This is a genomic window from Pseudomonas sp. NPDC089996, assembly GCF_044748405.1.
In the GTDB taxonomy this organism is placed as follows: domain Bacteria; phylum Pseudomonadota; class Gammaproteobacteria; order Pseudomonadales; family Pseudomonadaceae; genus Aquipseudomonas.
This window is the reverse complement of the sequence record NZ_JBIVGA010000004.1, coordinates 300,195-315,728: the sequence shown is the minus strand read 5'-3', so window position 1 is coordinate 315,728 and position 15,534 is coordinate 300,195. Positions and strand designations below refer to the sequence as shown.

Sequence of the window (15,534 nt, the reverse complement as noted above, 5' to 3'; positions counted from 1 at the left end):
GGGCGATTTGGCCGAATTTTGAGGGGTTTTGTGCCTTCGTGAGGTGCATCGGGCACAGGATCGGTGCATCGGGGCTGAAATGGTTGGGGCCGCAAAGCAGCCCCAGGGGTCCAGCAGGCGAAACGCTTAATCAGTGATCATCACCCTCTTCATCATCCCCCCCATCCACATTCATCCCCAGCTCCTTGATCTTGCGGGTCAGGGTATTGCGCCCCCAGCCCAGCAACACCGCCGCATCACGTCGCCGCCCGGCGGTGTGCTTGAGCGCCGTCTCGATCATGATCCGTTCGAAACTGGGCACCGCGCTGTCGAGCAGGTTCGACTGGCCACGCGCCAAGGCCTGGTCAGCCCACTGGCGCAGCGCCTGTTCCCAGTTGGTCACCGGCGCTGCGTCCTGTGGCAGGTTCAGCAGCTCAGGTGGCAGGTCGCCGATCAGCACTTCACGGCTGGAGGCCATCACGGTGATCCAGCGGCAGGTGTTCTCCAGCTGGCGCACGTTACCCGGCCACGGCAGGTTGCGGATGAATTCTTCGGTTTCCGGCTTGAGCAGCTTCGGCTCGACGGCCAGTTCCTGAGCGGCGCGGCCGAGGAAGTGGCGGGCCAGCGCCGGGATGTCCTCGCGGCGGTCGGACAAGCGTGGAATATGGATGCGGATCACGTTGAGGCGGTGGAACAAGTCTTCACGGAACTTGCCGGCCGTTACCAGCGACTCGAGGTTCTGGTGAGTCGCTGCAATGATGCGCACATCGACCTTGACCGGGACGTGGCCACCCACGCGGTAGAACTCGCCATCGGCCAGAACCCGCAACAGGCGGGTCTGGGTATCAGCGGGCATGTCGCCGATCTCGTCGAGAAACAAGGTACCGCCGTCGGCCTGCTCGAAGCGCCCGCGACGCAGATTGGCCGCGCCGGTAAAGGCGCCTTTCTCGTGGCCGAACAGCTCCGACTCCATCAGGTCCTTGGGGATGGCGGCCATGTTGAGGGCGATGAACGGCGATGCAGCACGCGGGCTGTGGCGGTGCAGGGCGTGCGCCACCAGCTCTTTGCCGGTGCCGGACTCACCGTTGATCAGCACGGTGATGTTTGAGTGGCTCAGGCGGCCGATGGCGCGAAACACTTCCTGCATCGCCGGCGCTTCGCCGATGATTTCCGGGGTGCGGGCCAGGGCCTGCGGTACATCCAGGCCTTGCTGCTCCTGGGCATGCTGATTGGCACGTTTGACCAGCGAAACCGCTTCGTCGACGTCGAACGGCTTGGGCAGGTACTCGAAGGCACCGCCCTGATAGGACGCCACGGCGCTGTCCAGGTCGGAATGGGCAGTCATGATGATGACCGGCAGGCGCGGATGCTGCTCGCGGATCTGCGCCAGCAGGTCGAGGCCGCTGGCGCCGGGCATGCGAATGTCGGAAATGATCACATCCGGCTGCTGGCGCGCCAGGCGGCCCATCACGCCATCGGCGCTGTCGAAGCTCTGGGTGGTCATGCCTTCCTGTTGCAGGGCTTTTTCCAGCACCCAGCGGATGGAGCGATCATCATCGACGATCCATACGGTTTCACTTCGGCTCATGAGGCGGTGGCTCCTTGTTCCAGGGGCAGGAAGATCGAGAAGGCGGTGTGCCCTGCGTGGCTTTCACACTCGATCAGGCCCTGGTGCTGGCTGATGATGTTCTGGGTAATGGCCAGGCCGAGCCCGGTACCGTCCGGGCGTCCACTGACCATGGGATAGAAAAGCGTGTCCTGCAGTTCCGCGGGGATGCCTGGGCCGTTGTCGATGATCTCGATACGTGCCGCCAGGCGATGGCGCACATGGCCGATGGTGAACTGACGCACGGCGCGGCTGCGCAGGCTGATGCGGCCCAGACGCAGCTCGTTCTGCGAACTGATTGCCTGCATCGCATTGCGCACGATGTTGAGCACGGCCTGGATCATCTGCTCGCGGTCGATCAGCACGTCCGGCAGGCTTGGGTCGTAGTCGCGCACCAAGGTGATGCAGCCCTGGCTCTCGGCTTCCACCAGGCTGCAGACCCGCTCCAGCACCTCGTGAATGTTGGTCATGGCCAGCGACGGCAGTTTGTTCGAGCCAAGCATGCGATCGACCAGGTTGCGCAGGCGGTCGGCCTCTTCGATGATCACGTTGGTGTAATCGCGCAGGTCATCTTCGGGCAGTTCGCGGGCCAACAACTGCGCGGCGCCGCGGATGCCGCCGAGCGGATTCTTGATCTCGTGGGCCAGGCCACGCACCAGCATCTTGGTGGTTTCCTGCTTGCTCAGCTGGGCTTCTTCCTTGGTGATGCGCAGCAGGCGGTCACGTGGATGCACCTCCAGCAGCAGCAAGGTAGTGCCCAGGTGCAGGATCGGCGTCACCGCATAGTCGACGGTGATGGTCTGCCCGGTCAGCGAGGTCAGCTGCGCTTCACGCTTGGTGAACGGGTGCGCCTGTTCCACGGCCTGGCGCAGCGAGTTGAGCGCCTCGGTCGACTCGGTGAACAGCTCGCTGATGAACTGCCCGTGGCTGCGCTGGCCGCTGACGGCCAGGAGCATTTCCGCGGCCGGGTTCATGTATTCCAGGCGCAGCTCGGCATTGAGCAGAAGCGTTGCGGTGGTCAGGTTGTCCAGAAGCAGACGGTGCTGTGCATCGCTGATGGTCATAGGGCGTGTCGACCTCTTTTGGCGCTTGTCAGGCAAGGCGCGGCTACGGCCGGGCGCGCGGTGGATCCGCTGATGCCGGTCTCTTCCCGGTCTCTTCACAGGAAAATGCAAGAAACAAACCAAGGCTCCGAAAAGAAGCGGATTTAGCTGATAAAGGCCTGAATATGCGCATATTCGGACCAGAATGCCCTGATAAATCGATTCTTGTGACCTCTTTTGGGGTGCATCGAAGGGCATCGGTTCTTTCGATGCACCAATATAGAGCATAGAGGGTTCAGGGTTTATCGCACAGTTGGCCGGTTGCGCGAATCAAGGCTTGCCGGGTCAGGCTTTCCACGGGCCGATTTGCCACAGCAGTGGCCAGCATGGCGGCGCAGTCTTGCGGTTTCTCTCGTTCAAAATCTGCCAGTTGAGTGAGTAGCAGGGCCTGCAGTTGATCCAGTTGGGGGCGCACCTCACGCTGAAGGTCGCTGCGTGGCGTATCGGGTGCAGCGCCCAGGCGATGCCAATGGAAAAGCAACGTGTACTGCACCAGCTTGTTGGCTTCGATCTGGTCGGTGAAGAACGCCTCGGCGCGCTCCGGGGCCAGGCCATGGGCTGGCGCGGCAGCGCGAACACTGGATAGCACCTGTTGTTCGCGTTGGCTTGCCTGGACCGGCTGGCCCTTGTCCCACTTGTGCAGGGCGACGGCTTGCGCCAGGTCGAGGCGGTGCTCGATGGCCTCGAGTAATGGGCCAAAGGCAGGGTGTGTGGGGTCTGATGCCGCACAGCCGGTCAGGGCAAGGGTGGCGGCTGCAATGAGGGGCAAAGGACGCATGATGAACCTCCGTGAGATAAAGGTCCGAGTGTGCAGGAGCTGGCGTGTTGCGCGGGGTAGGAGCCTTCCGAAGTTACTGAAGGCAGAAATACAAACGGCCTCCCGAAGGAGGCCGTCTTGATCAGCTCATCGACGCCAGGCGCCGATCAGATCAGCAGCTGTAGTACAGCTCGTATTCCAGCGGGTGCACGAAGGTGCGGACCTTGATTTCTTCTTCGCTCTTCAGCTCGATGAAGGCATCGATGAAGTCGTCGGAGAACACGCCACCCTTGGTCAGGAACGCACGGCCTTTATCCAGCTCTTCCAGGGCTTCTTTCAGGCTGCCGCACACTTGCGGGATGTCCTTGGCTTCTTCTGGCGGCAGGTCGTACAGGTTCTTGTCGGCAGCATCGCCTGGGTGGATCTTGTTCTGGATGCCGTCCAGGCCAGCCATCAGCAGGGCCGCAAAGGCCAGGTACGGGTTGGCCGATGGGTCCGGGAAGCGTGCTTCGATACGGCGGGCTTTCGGGCTGCCGACGTAAGGAATACGGATCGAGGCGGAACGGTTACGGGCCGAGTAGGCCAGCATTACCGGGGCTTCGAAGCCTGGGACCAGACGCTTGTACGAGTTGGTCGACGGGTTGGTGAACCCGTTCAGGGCCTTGCCGTGCTTGATGATGCCGCCGATGAAGTACAGGGCGGTTTCGGACAGGCCGGCATAGCCTTCACCGGAGAAGGTGTTCTTGCCTTCTTTCCAGATCGACATGTGTACGTGCATGCCCGAGCCGTTGTCGCCGTACAGTGGCTTCGGCATGAAGGTAGCGGTACGGCCGTAAGCGTCGGCAACGTTGTGCACGACGTATTTCAGGGCCTGTACTTCGTCAGCCTTCTTCACCAGGGTGTTGAACTTGACGCCGATTTCGTTCTGGCCGGCAGTCGCCACTTCGTGGTGGTGAACTTCAACGGTCTGGCCCATTTCTTCCAGTGCGTTGCACATGGCAGTACGGATTTCGTGGTCGTGGTCGAACGGCGGAACCGGGAAGTAGCCGCCTTTGACACCTGGACGGTGGCCTTTGTTGCCGCCTTCCACGTCAGCGTCAGACATCCACGAGCCTTGCTCGGAGAAGATCTTGAACATCGAGCCGGAGATGTCCGACTTGAACTTCACTTCGTCGAAGATGAAGAACTCTGGCTCCGGGCCTGCGAATACGGTGTCACCGATGCCGGTGCTCTTCAGGTACTCTTCGGCGCGCTTGGCGATCGCACGTGGGTCGCGATCGTAGCCCTGCATGCTCGAAGGGTCGACGATGTCGCAGGTGATGATCAGGGTCGGCTCTTCGGTGAACGGGTCCAGTACGGCAGTCTCGTCGACTGGCATCAGGATCATGTCGGACGCTTCGATGCCTTTCCAGCCAGCGATGGAGGAGCCGTCGAACATCTTGCCGACTTCGAAGAAGTCTTCGTCCAGGCCATCGCGCGCCGGCATGGTCACGTGATGCTGTACGCCCTTGGTGTCCGTGAAACGCAGATCAATCCACTTGACGTCATGATCTTTGATGAGTTGAACCGACTTCGACATGTTGTCCTCCGGAGGGTCTAGAGCGCGGTGAGCCGCTGCTCTGGAAAAAGGGTGTTGCCGGGCGCGGATAGTCGGCCAAGCTTACCTGCCTCACAAGGGAGCAAATTGCATGCCAGTGCCCGAAAATGGCGAGGGCGAGATAAAAGGGGGCGTTTGTGGGCATTTGGCGGTGGAGCCGGACTAAAAAGTGCACCCTTACGAGGCGATTCTTACTGGTGGTGCACCAAAAGCGTGCATGCGTGGCGTTGTGTGCATTTTTTGAGGGCCTCTTCGCGGGCGCGCCCGCTCCCACAGGAATTTCAAACCCCTCGAAACTTGTGGTGTCCCTGTGGGAGCGGGCGTGCCCGCGAAAGGGCCGGGACAGGCGGCACAAAAAACGGCTGCTGCATTTATCTGAAAGCTTCTGATCAAAAGTTGGTCAAATCCTGAGCAGTTTCCGCTATAATTCGCGCCCCACATTTTCGGCAGGCCCTGCGCGCGCTGTTAACCAATGAAACTTATCGTCAAAGTCTTCCCAGAAATCACCATCAAGAGCCGGCCAGTGCGCAAGCGCTTCATTCGCCAGCTCGGCAAGAACATCCGCAACGTGCTCAAGGATCTCGATCCAGAGCTCGCGGTCGATGGTGTCTGGGACAATCTCGAGGTGGTCACCCGCGTCGAGGACGAGAAGGTCCAGCGCGAGATGATCGAGCGCCTCACCTGCACCCCGGGGATCACCCACTTCCTGCAGGTCGAGGAATACCCGCTGGGCGACTTCGACGACATCGTCGCCAAGTGCAAGCAGCACTTCGGCCACCTGCTGGCCGGCAAGCGCTTCTCCGTGCGCTGCAAGCGCGGCGGCCATCACGACTTCACCTCGATGGACGTCGACCGCTACGTCGGCAGCCAGCTGCGCCAGCAGTGCGGCGCCGCCGGCATCGACCTGAAGACGCCCGAAGTCGTGGTGCGAATGGAGATCCGTGACCAGCGCCTGTACGTGATCCACAACCAGCACAACGGCATTGGCGGCTACCCGCTGGGTGCCCTGGAGCAGACCCTGGTGCTGATGTCCGGTGGGTTCGACTCCACTGTGGCGGCCTACCAGATGATGCGTCGCGGCCTGATGACCCACTTCTGCTTCTTCAATCTCGGCGGCCGTGCCCACGAGCTGGGCGTGATGGAAGTCGCCCACTACCTGTGGAAAAAGTACGGCAGCAGCCAGCGTGTGCTGTTCATCAGCGTGCCGTTCGAAGAAGTGGTTGGCGAGATCCTCAACAAGGTCGACAACAGCTACATGGGCGTGACCCTCAAGCGCATGATGCTGCGCGGTGCCGCGCACATGGCCGAGCGCCTGCAGATCGACGCGCTGGTCACCGGCGAGGCGATCTCCCAGGTCTCCAGCCAGACCCTGCCGAACCTGTCGATCATCGACTCGGCCACCGACAAGCTGGTGCTGCGCCCTTTGCTGGCCAGCCACAAGCAGGACATCATCGACCAGGCCACCGAAATCGGCACTGCCGACTTCGCCAAGCACATGCCCGAATATTGCGGCGTGATCTCGGTGAACCCGACCACCCATGCCAAGCGTCACCGCATGGAGCATGAAGAAAAGCAGTTCGACATGGCCGTGCTCGAACGTGCTCTGGAACGCGCCAAGTTCATCTCCATCGACCACGTGATCGACGAGCTGGGCAAGGACATCGAAATCGAGGAAGTGGCCGAGGCGCTGCCAGGCCAGATCGTCATCGACATTCGTCACCCAGATGCCCAGGAAGACGAACCGCTGGCGCTGGAAGGTATCGAAGTCCAGGCCATGCCGTTCTACGCCATCAACAGCAAGTTCAAGCACCTGGACCCTACGCGCCAGTACTTGCTGTATTGCGACAAAGGTGTGATGAGCCGTTTGCACGCACACCACCTGCTCAGTGAGGGACATGCCAATGTGCGTGTTTATCGTCCGGCATAAGACGCCAGGGCTGTATGGCGGCAGCATCCGCCATCGCCCTCCCGACCATCGGGCCCGCTGAGCCTAAAAGCGTACATATTCGCCACCTACACTAGGTGGCAACCGAATCCTCTGATCGAGATACAGTTGTGATCGAAAATCTGCGTAACATCGCCATCATCGCCCACGTTGACCATGGTAAAACCACCCTGGTCGACAAACTCCTGCGTCAGTCCGGCACTCTGGAGCGTAACGAGCTCAACGACGAGCGCGTCATGGACTCCAACGACCAGGAAAAAGAGCGCGGTATTACCATTCTGGCGAAGAACACCGCCATCAACTGGAACGGCTACCACATCAACATCGTCGACACCCCCGGCCACGCCGACTTCGGTGGCGAGGTAGAGCGTGTAATGTCGATGGTCGACTCCGTGCTGCTGCTGGTCGACGCGCAAGACGGCCCGATGCCGCAAACCCGCTTCGTAACCAAGAAGGCCTTCGAAGCCGGCCTGAAGCCGATCGTCGTGATCAACAAGGTCGACCGCCCGGGCGCGCGTCCTGACTGGGTGCTGGACCAGATCTTCGACCTGTTCGACAACCTCGGCGCCACCGACGAGCAGCTGGACTTCCAGGTTGTCTACGCCTCGGCCCTGAACGGCATCGCCGGTCTGGACCACACCGCCATGGGCGAAGACATGACTGCCCTGTACCAGGCTGTGATCGACCACGTTCCAGCGCCAGCTGTCGACCGTGACGGCCCGTTCCAGATGCAGATCTCCGCACTGGACTACAACAGCTTCCTCGGTGTTATCGGCGTTGGCCGTATCGCCCGTGGTCGCATCAAGCAGAACACCCCGGTTGTTGCCATCGATGCTGATGGCAAGAAGCGTAACGGCCGTATCCTCAAGCTGATGGGCCACCACGGCCTGCACCGCGTCGACGTCGAAGAAGCCCAGGCTGGCGACATCGTCTGCATCAGCGGTTTCGACGAGCTGTTCATCTCCGACACCCTGTGCGACCCGACTGCCGTTGAGGCGATGAAGCCGCTGACCGTTGACGAGCCAACCGTTTCGATGACCTTCCAGGTCAACGACTCGCCGTTCTGCGGCAAGGAAGGCAAGTTCGTCACCAGCCGTAACATCAAAGACCGTCTGGACAAAGAGCTGCTGTACAACGTTGCCCTGCGCGTTGAAGAAACCGACTCTCCAGACAAGTTCAAGGTCTCGGGCCGTGGCGAGCTGCACCTGTCGGTACTGATCGAAACCATGCGTCGCGAAGGCTTCGAGCTGGCCCTGGGCCGTCCTGAAGTGATCATCCGTGAAGTCAACGGCGTGAAGCAGGAACCGTTCGAAAACGTCACCATCGACATCCCTGAAGAATCCCAGGGCAAGGTCATGGAAGAGATGGGTCTGCGTAAAGGCGACCTGACCAACATGGTTCCGGATGGCAAGGGCCGTGTGCGCCTGGAATACAACATCCCGGCACGTGGTCTGATCGGTTTCCGTAACCAGTTCCTGACCCTGACCAACGGTGCAGGCATCCTGACTTCGATCTTCGATCGTTACGACACCGTGAAGTCCGGCCAGATGTCCAGCCGTCAGAACGGCGTTCTGGTTTCAGTCGAAACCGGCAAGGCACTGACCTACTCGCTGGAAACCCTGCAGGCGCGCGGCAAGCTGTTCGTCGAGCACGGTCAGGAGATCTACAACGGTCAGATCGTCGGCCAGAACAGCCGCGACAACGACCTGGGCGTCAACCCTACCAAGGGCAAGAAGCTCGACAACATGCGTGCTTCGGGCAAAGACGAAGTCATCGCCCTGGTTCCACCTGTTCGCTTCACCCTGGAGCAGGCTCTGGAATACATCCAGGAAGACGAGCTGTGCGAAGTAACGCCTAAGTCCATCCGTCTTCGCAAGAAGATCCTGGACGAAAGCGAGCGTACCCGCGCTGCCAAGAAAGCCAAGAACAGCTAAGTTGGTTCTGGCTCAATGAAAACGCCCCCGGTCGAAAGGCTGGGGGCGTTTTTGTTTGTCTGGGGGAATGCTTAGCGGGTCGTGCCAGCTCGGCGTCGTCCAGCAGGGCCTTGGCCAAGGCACTGAGGTAGTGGGCAGCCCAGATCAGTTGTGGGTCGTTGTCACGGCGGTCAGGGTCAGGTCGCGCACGCAGCCCAGCAGTTCGGAGGCTTGATCGCGGGCGTCCTGGCAGGGGATGCCTGCGCAGATCTGGAACAAGGGTTGTTTGTGTTCTTCGCCCTGGTAGAAGCAGGTTTTGCCGGGGGTGGTCGGGTTGTTTTCGCTCGCTCTCATGTCATTTACCGCACCCGCTCGTTTCCACACGAAAGGGTGGCGGTTATACACGGAGTGGAAAACCAGGCATGAGAACCCCGGCAGGCCTTGCGGCCTTCTGCGTACAACCGCCATATCGACAGTCGCAGTTCTCATGCATTGCCGGTTTTCCACACCCGATCGCTGAACCGTTCAGCGACCTGGAAAAGCCTAGAGAGACAGCTTTCCAGTGACAATCAGACGCGAGTCGACAGGGCTTGTAGGGTATTTCGCGAGAACTGATGTCGCCAGCCAATACTTGTAGGAATTATCTGCATCAAAAGTGGGAAAGTTTCTTGGTGCATAGATGAACAGCTTTCAGTTGCCTTGGCTGGAAGGTGTACAGCTCAGATTTTGGGCAGTCTAGAAGACCGATATTTTCAGTGTCGGTTACAGCATATTTCTTTGTACTCAATTAGTTACCAAGCTTTTTTGGCAATGGCCGATGGCCTCAGTACGCTGCCGGATGGCAATTGATTGAGGCAGAAAATGAAGGGCAAGGGGTGGAAGGAGCACTTGGCTCGTGGCCAGATTGAGGTCGCAGGCAGCACGTGGAGTCTGCTCCATTTGCGCCCAATCTCTCATCAGTTGAAGATCCCGGGCCTTTCCGATCAGGGGGTGGGGGAAGTAGTGCTGGCGGTTGAGTACTCAAGCCACTGTGTCAGCTATGGCCCCAAGCAAAGTACTGAACTGGACTTCGATCATTTGGGGCACGATCACTTGCTGATCGATCATCGGGGCATTCGCCGTGCCTTCTGCCCTGGCCGCCACAAATTGTCAGTTCAGTTGCCATTGATTATTGCCTCGCTGCCTGAACGGCAGTGCCTATTTAGTGGGCATGGCAACTGGTTGACCATCGAGGGTAATCAGTTCGGGTATCCGGAATGCAGCCGATACGAGGTGTATTTCAACTTGCGTCGAGACTCGCCCCGTAGCCTGAAACTCTATGTGGAAAGCGCCTATGTGCGTGATCCTGGCCATCATTCGAATCAGCCTACGGCGCTGAAGCGGCACGAGAAGATCAAAGGCTGGTTGCTGATGCTGAAGAAGCTGAGAAATGAGCCGATTCGACGGCCTGTAAAGCGATAGCACTCTGTAAGAATACGAACCCCCCAATGAAGGGGGTCGTATCGCGGATGCCCTTAGGGACAAATCCCATCAACCGGCACGGCCGGAACCAAGTGGCGGCGTCTAGACACTTCCTGACGGAAGCTCCGTGTACATCGAGACAGGTGAAAGTCTATTGAGTCCTGGCGGGACCGTCAACGCCCAACCACCTTCGGCTTGTAAGCACAATACCCCGGCCGCGGCCCGACCTTGGGGTGATTACGGCAGGTATCCGGCCGCTTGTCATAAATGGTGCACAGCCGGCTCTTGCGATCCAGGTACATGCAGTCATCGTTGCTCATCCGGGTCAGGGTGAAGATCCCCGACTTCTGGTTGAAGCGCTCGATGATGCCTTCCTTCTGCAGGCGCTTGGCCACGTTCTTCGGCGGTTCGTCTTTCTCGAACTCGTCGACCACGCCGATGCGGATCAGATCCTTGATCTTCACCTCCACCGGCAGGGTGCAACAGGTCGAATGGCAGCCATGGCACATGTGGCTGGCATAGCGCTGCCAAGTCTCCAGGCGGTCGACTTCGGCGGCGGCGATCAGGGTCGTTTTCATCGTTATGGGGGTGAATCACGGTCTTGGGGCGCGCGATCATACCGGAATTGTTCAATTTATGAACAACCTTTTGACCGAATGCGCAAAGCTTCATGAAAACCGCGAACACTGCCTGACGCGCTTGGTCGAAGCGTCTAGGCTCAACAGTCTCCCTCCGCTTTCGTCAACTTGCCCGAGGATGCCGCATGTCCCAGGAACCTGAAGCACGTGACGCCGAAGTCGCGGATTTTCGTGCTGCTGTACTTAACAAGCTGACCTACGCGGTCGGCAAGGACCCTGAGCATGCCTTCGACCATGACTGGTTCGAAGCCATCGCCCTGGCTGCCCGCGATCACATGGTCGAACACTGGATGGACCATACCCGTCGGGCTTACCGGCGCAGCCAGAAGCGGGTCTATTACCTTTCCCTGGAATTTCTCATCGGCCGTCTGCTCTACGACAGCTTGAGCAATCTCGGCCTGCTGGATATCGCCCGCGATGCCCTCGAGGGCCTGGACGTGGACCTGGAGCGCATCCGCCTGCTGGAGCCTGACGCGGCGTTGGGCAATGGTGGCCTGGGGCGCCTGGCGGCGTGCTTCATGGAGAGCATGTCGACCTTGGGCATCGCCGCCCACGGTTACGGCATCCGTTATGAGCACGGGCTGTTCCGTCAGGCCGTGGTCGATGGCTGGCAGCAGGAGCAGACCGAAAACTGGCTGGATTTCGGCAACCCGTGGGAGTTCGAGCGTGCTGAAGTGATCTACCCGATCAGTTTTGGCGGCAGTGTCGAAACGCTGGTCAATGCAGAAGGCCTGCAGCGCCAGGTCTGGTCGCCGGGCGAGACAGTGCGGGCGGTCGCTTACGACACGCCTGTGGCCGGCTGGCGCGGCGCCAGTGTCAACACCCTGCGCCTGTGGCGGGCACGGGCATTGGAGGAATTGCACCTGGAGCGCTTCAACGCCGGTGACCACTTGGGCGCGGTGGCTGAAGTGGCCCGCGCCGAAAGCATCTCGCGCGTGTTGTACCCAGCCGACAGCACCGAGGCAGGCCAGGAGCTGCGCCTGCGTCAGGAATATTTCTTCGTTTCCGCTTCGCTGCAGGACTTGCTGCGGCGTCACCTGAACATGCACAAGGACTTGCTCAATCTGCCCGACGCAGCGGCTATTCAACTCAACGACACGCACCCGTCGATTGCCGTGGCCGAGCTGATGCGCTTGTTGGTCGATCAGCATGAAATCCCTTGGGACAAGGCCTGGGAGCTGACGGTCGGCACCCTGGCATACACCAACCACACACTTTTGCCCGAAGCCCTGGAAACCTGGCCCGTGGCGTTGATGGAGCGCATGCTGCCGCGGCACATGCAAATCATCTACCTGATCAATGCCTACCATATCGACAGCCTGCGCGCCAAAGGCCTGCACGACTTCGACGTGCTGCGTGCGGTGTCGTTGATCGAGGAGGACAACGGCCGCCGCGTGCGCATGGGCAACCTGGCGTTCCTGGGCTCGCACAGCGTCAACGGCGTATCGGCGCTGCACAGCAAGCTGATGAAAAACACGGTGTTCGCCGAGCTGCACAAGCTGTACCCGCAGCGGATCAACAACAAGACCAACGGCATCACGTTCCGCCGCTGGCTGTACCAGTCCAATCCGCAACTGACGGCGATGCTGGTCGAGGCGCTGGGGCCTGAATTGCTGGATGACCCTGAGGGGCGCCTGGCCAGCCTGGTACCCTTTGCCGAGAAGGGTAGCTTCCGCAAGCAATTCGCCGCGCAGCGCCTGCACAGCAAGCGCGCCTTGGCCAGCATCATCCAGGACCGCGTAGGCGTGACGGTCAACCCCGAGGCGTTGTTCGATGTGCAGGTCAAGCGCATCCACGAGTACAAGCGCCAGCTGCTCAACCTGCTGCACACCGTGGCGCTTTATCAGGCCATTCGTAACGACCCTGGCACCCACTGGGCACCACGGGTGAAGATCTTCGCCGGCAAGGCAGCAGCCAGTTATCACCAGGCCAAGCTGATCATCAAGCTGGCCAACGATATCGCCCGGGTGGTCAACAACGACCCGACCGTGCGCGGCCTGCTCAAGGTGGTGTTCCTTCCCAACTATAACGTCAGCCTGGCCGAGAGCATCATCCCAGCGGCGGACCTTTCCGAGCAGATTTCCACGGCAGGCTACGAGGCGTCCGGGACCAGCAACATGAAGTTCGGCCTCAACGGCGCGCTGACCATCGGCACGCTGGATGGCGCCAACGTCGAGATGTGCGAGCAGGTCGGGGCGGACAACATGTTCATCTTCGGCCTGACCGCCCAGCAGGTCGAGGCCCGGCGCAAGGAAGGGGATTTTGGCGCTAATGCGGCGATTGCCGCCTCCAGCCGGTTGAACGACGTGCTGCAGGCGATCCGCAGCGGCGTCTTCTCGCCGGACGATCCGTCGCGTTATACGGGGTTGATCGATGGGCTGGTGGCCCATGACCGCTTCCTGGTGTGTGCCGACTTCGACGCCTACTGGGATGCCCAGCGGCGCGTCGAGGAACTGTGGCACACGCCACAGGAATGGTGGCGCATGGCGGTGCTGAACACGGCGCGGATGGGCTGGTTCTCCTCTGACCGGACCATTCGCGAATATGCCACCGAGATCTGGAAGGCGCTTGACTGAGAAAATGCGCGCTGTCCTGTAGGAGCGGCCTTGTGTCGCGAAAGGGCTGCATAGCAGCCCCATGCTCTCAGCCTGGCCGCAAAGATTGCCGGGGCCGCTTTGCGGCCCTTTCGCGACACAAGGCCGCTCCTACAAAGACCGGGCAGCCGACCACTGGCCGGGTGCTTGCTGAACTCAGGGACGGAAGTCGAGTCTCTTTGCTCGCTAGGCCGCAACTCTCCCTGTAAACTGCGGGGGTTTTCTCCCCCTATCCTTTCGGAGCCATACATGTCCCGCGTTACCCTGAGTCGCTATCTGATTGAGCAGACCCGCAGCAACAATACCCCTGCCGATCTGCGCTTCCTGATCGAAGTGGTGGCGCGTGCGTGCAAGGAAATCAGCCATCACGTGTCCAAGGGTGCCCTCGGCGGGGTCCTGGGCAGCATGGGCACTGAAAACGTGCAGGGCGAAGTCCAGAAGAAACTGGACGTGATCTCCAACGATATCCTGCTCGAAGCCAACGAGTGGGGCGGCCACCTGGCCGGCATGGCGTCCGAGGAAATGGACAACGCCTACCAGATCCCGGGCAAGTACCCGAAAGGCGCCTACCTGCTGGTCTTCGACCCGCTGGACGGCTCGTCCAACATCGACGTCAACGTGTCGGTCGGCACCATCTTCTCGGTACTGCGTTGCCCTAACGAATACCTGAGCCAGAACGAAACCCTGAACGAGAACGCCTTCCTGCAGCCAGGCACCGAGCAGGTCGCCGCCGGTTACGCCATCTATGGCCCGCAGACCATGCTGATCCTGACCCTGGGCAACGGCGTCAAGGGCTTCACCCTGGACCGTGAACTGGGCAGCTTCGTCCTGACCCACGAGAACATCCGCGTGCCGGAAACCACTGCCGAGTTCGCCATCAACATGTCCAACCAGCGTCACTGGGAGGCCCCGGTACAGCGCTACGTGGGCGAACTGCTGGCAGGCGAGACCGGCCCGCTGAAGAAGAACTACAACATGCGCTGGATCGCCTCGATGGTGGCCGACGTGCACCGCATCCTGACCCGTGGCGGTCTGTTCATGTACCCGCGCGATGCCCGCGAGCCGAGCAAGCCGGGCAAGCTGCGCCTGATGTACGAAGCCAACCCGATGTCGTTCATCATCGAACAGGCGGGTGGCGCCTCTACCAACGGTTACGATCGCATCCTCGACATCAAGCCGGAAAGCCTGCACCAGCGCGTGTCGGTGATCCTCGGCTCGAAGGAAGAGGTCGAGCGCGTCACCGCCTACCACAAGGAGTAAGTCATGCTCGCACCTTGGCAGCCGTTGCTGGAATGGTGGTTCGGTTGGGGCACCAGTCCCCAGGCCGTGGCTGACGAGAAGAGCACGCTGTGGTTCGGCAAGCATCACGATGCCGAAGCCCAGGCGCTGTTTGGCGACCTGGTCGAGCACGCCCTGGCGGGTGGGCTCGACGAGTGGCAGCAGAGCCCGCAGGGCTGGCTCGGCTTGCTGATCCTGCTGGACCAGCTGCCGCGCATGCTCTACCGCGACACGCCGCGCGCCTTCGAAGGCGACCGGCGCGCCCAGGTGGTGGCCATGCAGGGCCTGCAGAAGCACTGGGACTACCAGTTGCTGCCGATGCAGCGGGTGTTCGTGCTGCTGGTGCTGGAGCATGCCGAGGTGCTGGACTGGCAGAACCTGTGCGTCGAGCGTTACCAGGTGCTGCTGGAAGAGCAGCCGGAGGATAACCGGCGCTTGTTCGAAGGCTTCCTCGACTATGCCGAGAAGCACCAGCGGGTGATCGCCCGGTTTGGCCGCTTCCCGCACCGCAACCTGGTGCTGGGGCGGCCGAGTACCAGCGAAGAGATGGACTTTTTGCTGGAGCCTGGGTCTCGGTTCTAGATCCTTGGGGCTGCTTCGCAGCCCTTTCGCGACACAAGGCCGCTCCTACAGGAGATCCCGTATTCCTGTAGGAGCGGCCTT

At 60.7% G+C, this 15,534-nt stretch carries 11 protein-coding genes and 1 pseudogene; 6 read left to right on the top strand and 6 right to left on the bottom strand.

Translation table 11 applies throughout. The annotated features are described in order from the left end of the window. Positions 1–130 precede the first annotated feature (130 nt). The 4 genes from ntrC to glnA all read right to left on the bottom strand — a co-directional run bounded on the left by ntrC (position 131) and on the right by glnA (position 5,024). On the bottom strand, positions 131–1,567 hold the full coding sequence (gene ntrC, locus ACIPW4_RS09250) for a nitrogen regulation protein NR(I) (protein ID WP_400656919.1): 1,437 nt from the start codon (positions 1,565–1,567) through the stop codon (positions 131–133). Next, entirely contained in the window at positions 1,564–2,649 is a 1,086-nt protein-coding gene (gene glnL, locus ACIPW4_RS09245) for a nitrogen regulation protein NR(II) (protein ID WP_400656917.1), read from the bottom strand. The genes ntrC and glnL overlap by 4 nt, the downstream gene beginning before the upstream one ends. 274 nt (positions 2,650–2,923) lie before the next feature. After that, on the bottom strand, positions 2,924–3,466 hold the full coding sequence (locus ACIPW4_RS09240; protein ID WP_400656915.1) for a chorismate mutase: 543 nt from the start codon (positions 3,464–3,466) through the stop codon (positions 2,924–2,926). Positions 3,467–3,617: 151 nt separating this feature from the next. Further along, positions 3,618–5,024, bottom strand: a complete 1,407-nt coding sequence (gene glnA, locus ACIPW4_RS09235) for a type I glutamate--ammonia ligase (protein WP_079230023.1) — start codon at positions 5,022–5,024, stop codon at positions 3,618–3,620. A 490-nt stretch (positions 5,025–5,514) separates the two neighbouring features. On the opposite strand from glnA, the gene thiI reads away from it, so the two are divergent. Together thiI and typA are read left to right on the top strand one after the other, a co-directional pair. Further along, on the top strand, positions 5,515–6,969 hold the full coding sequence (thiI, locus tag ACIPW4_RS09230) for a tRNA uracil 4-sulfurtransferase ThiI (protein ID WP_400656913.1): 1,455 nt from the start codon (positions 5,515–5,517) through the stop codon (positions 6,967–6,969). A gap of 128 nt (positions 6,970–7,097) precedes the next feature. Next, positions 7,098–8,921 (top strand): translational GTPase TypA, encoded by a 1,824-nt coding sequence (gene typA / locus ACIPW4_RS09225; RefSeq protein ID WP_400656909.1) that lies wholly within the window; start codon positions 7,098–7,100, stop codon positions 8,919–8,921. Positions 8,922–9,006: 85 nt separating this feature from the next. Here typA and ACIPW4_RS09220 read toward each other — a convergent pair. Continuing rightward, positions 9,007–9,254 (bottom strand): annotated as a pseudogene (locus tag ACIPW4_RS09220) (DUF3077 domain-containing protein); the annotation flags it as partial. A gap of 507 nt (positions 9,255–9,761) precedes the next feature. On the opposite strand from ACIPW4_RS09220, the gene ACIPW4_RS09215 reads away from it, so the two are divergent. Next, complete coding sequence (locus ACIPW4_RS09215) at positions 9,762–10,361, top strand: hypothetical protein (RefSeq protein ID WP_400656907.1); 600 nt, start codon at positions 9,762–9,764, stop codon at positions 10,359–10,361. Positions 10,362–10,534: 173 nt separating this feature from the next. On the opposite strand, the gene ACIPW4_RS09210 is transcribed toward ACIPW4_RS09215, so the two are convergent. After that, entirely contained in the window at positions 10,535–10,939 is a 405-nt protein-coding gene (locus ACIPW4_RS09210; protein ID WP_049870388.1) for a YkgJ family cysteine cluster protein, read from the bottom strand. A gap of 185 nt (positions 10,940–11,124) precedes the next feature. On the opposite strand from ACIPW4_RS09210, the gene ACIPW4_RS09205 reads away from it, so the two are divergent. From ACIPW4_RS09205 to ACIPW4_RS09195, 3 genes are all read left to right on the top strand, one after another. After that, positions 11,125–13,575, top strand: a complete 2,451-nt coding sequence (locus tag ACIPW4_RS09205; protein WP_400656905.1) for a glycogen/starch/alpha-glucan phosphorylase — start codon at positions 11,125–11,127, stop codon at positions 13,573–13,575. Between the two features lie 267 nt (positions 13,576–13,842). After that, positions 13,843–14,853 (top strand): class 1 fructose-bisphosphatase, encoded by a 1,011-nt coding sequence (locus tag ACIPW4_RS09200; protein ID WP_016395389.1) that lies wholly within the window; start codon positions 13,843–13,845, stop codon positions 14,851–14,853. 3 nt (positions 14,854–14,856) lie between these two features. Continuing rightward, positions 14,857–15,453, top strand: a complete 597-nt coding sequence (locus ACIPW4_RS09195; RefSeq protein WP_400656903.1) for a DUF924 family protein — start codon at positions 14,857–14,859, stop codon at positions 15,451–15,453. Positions 15,454–15,534 lie beyond the last annotated feature (81 nt).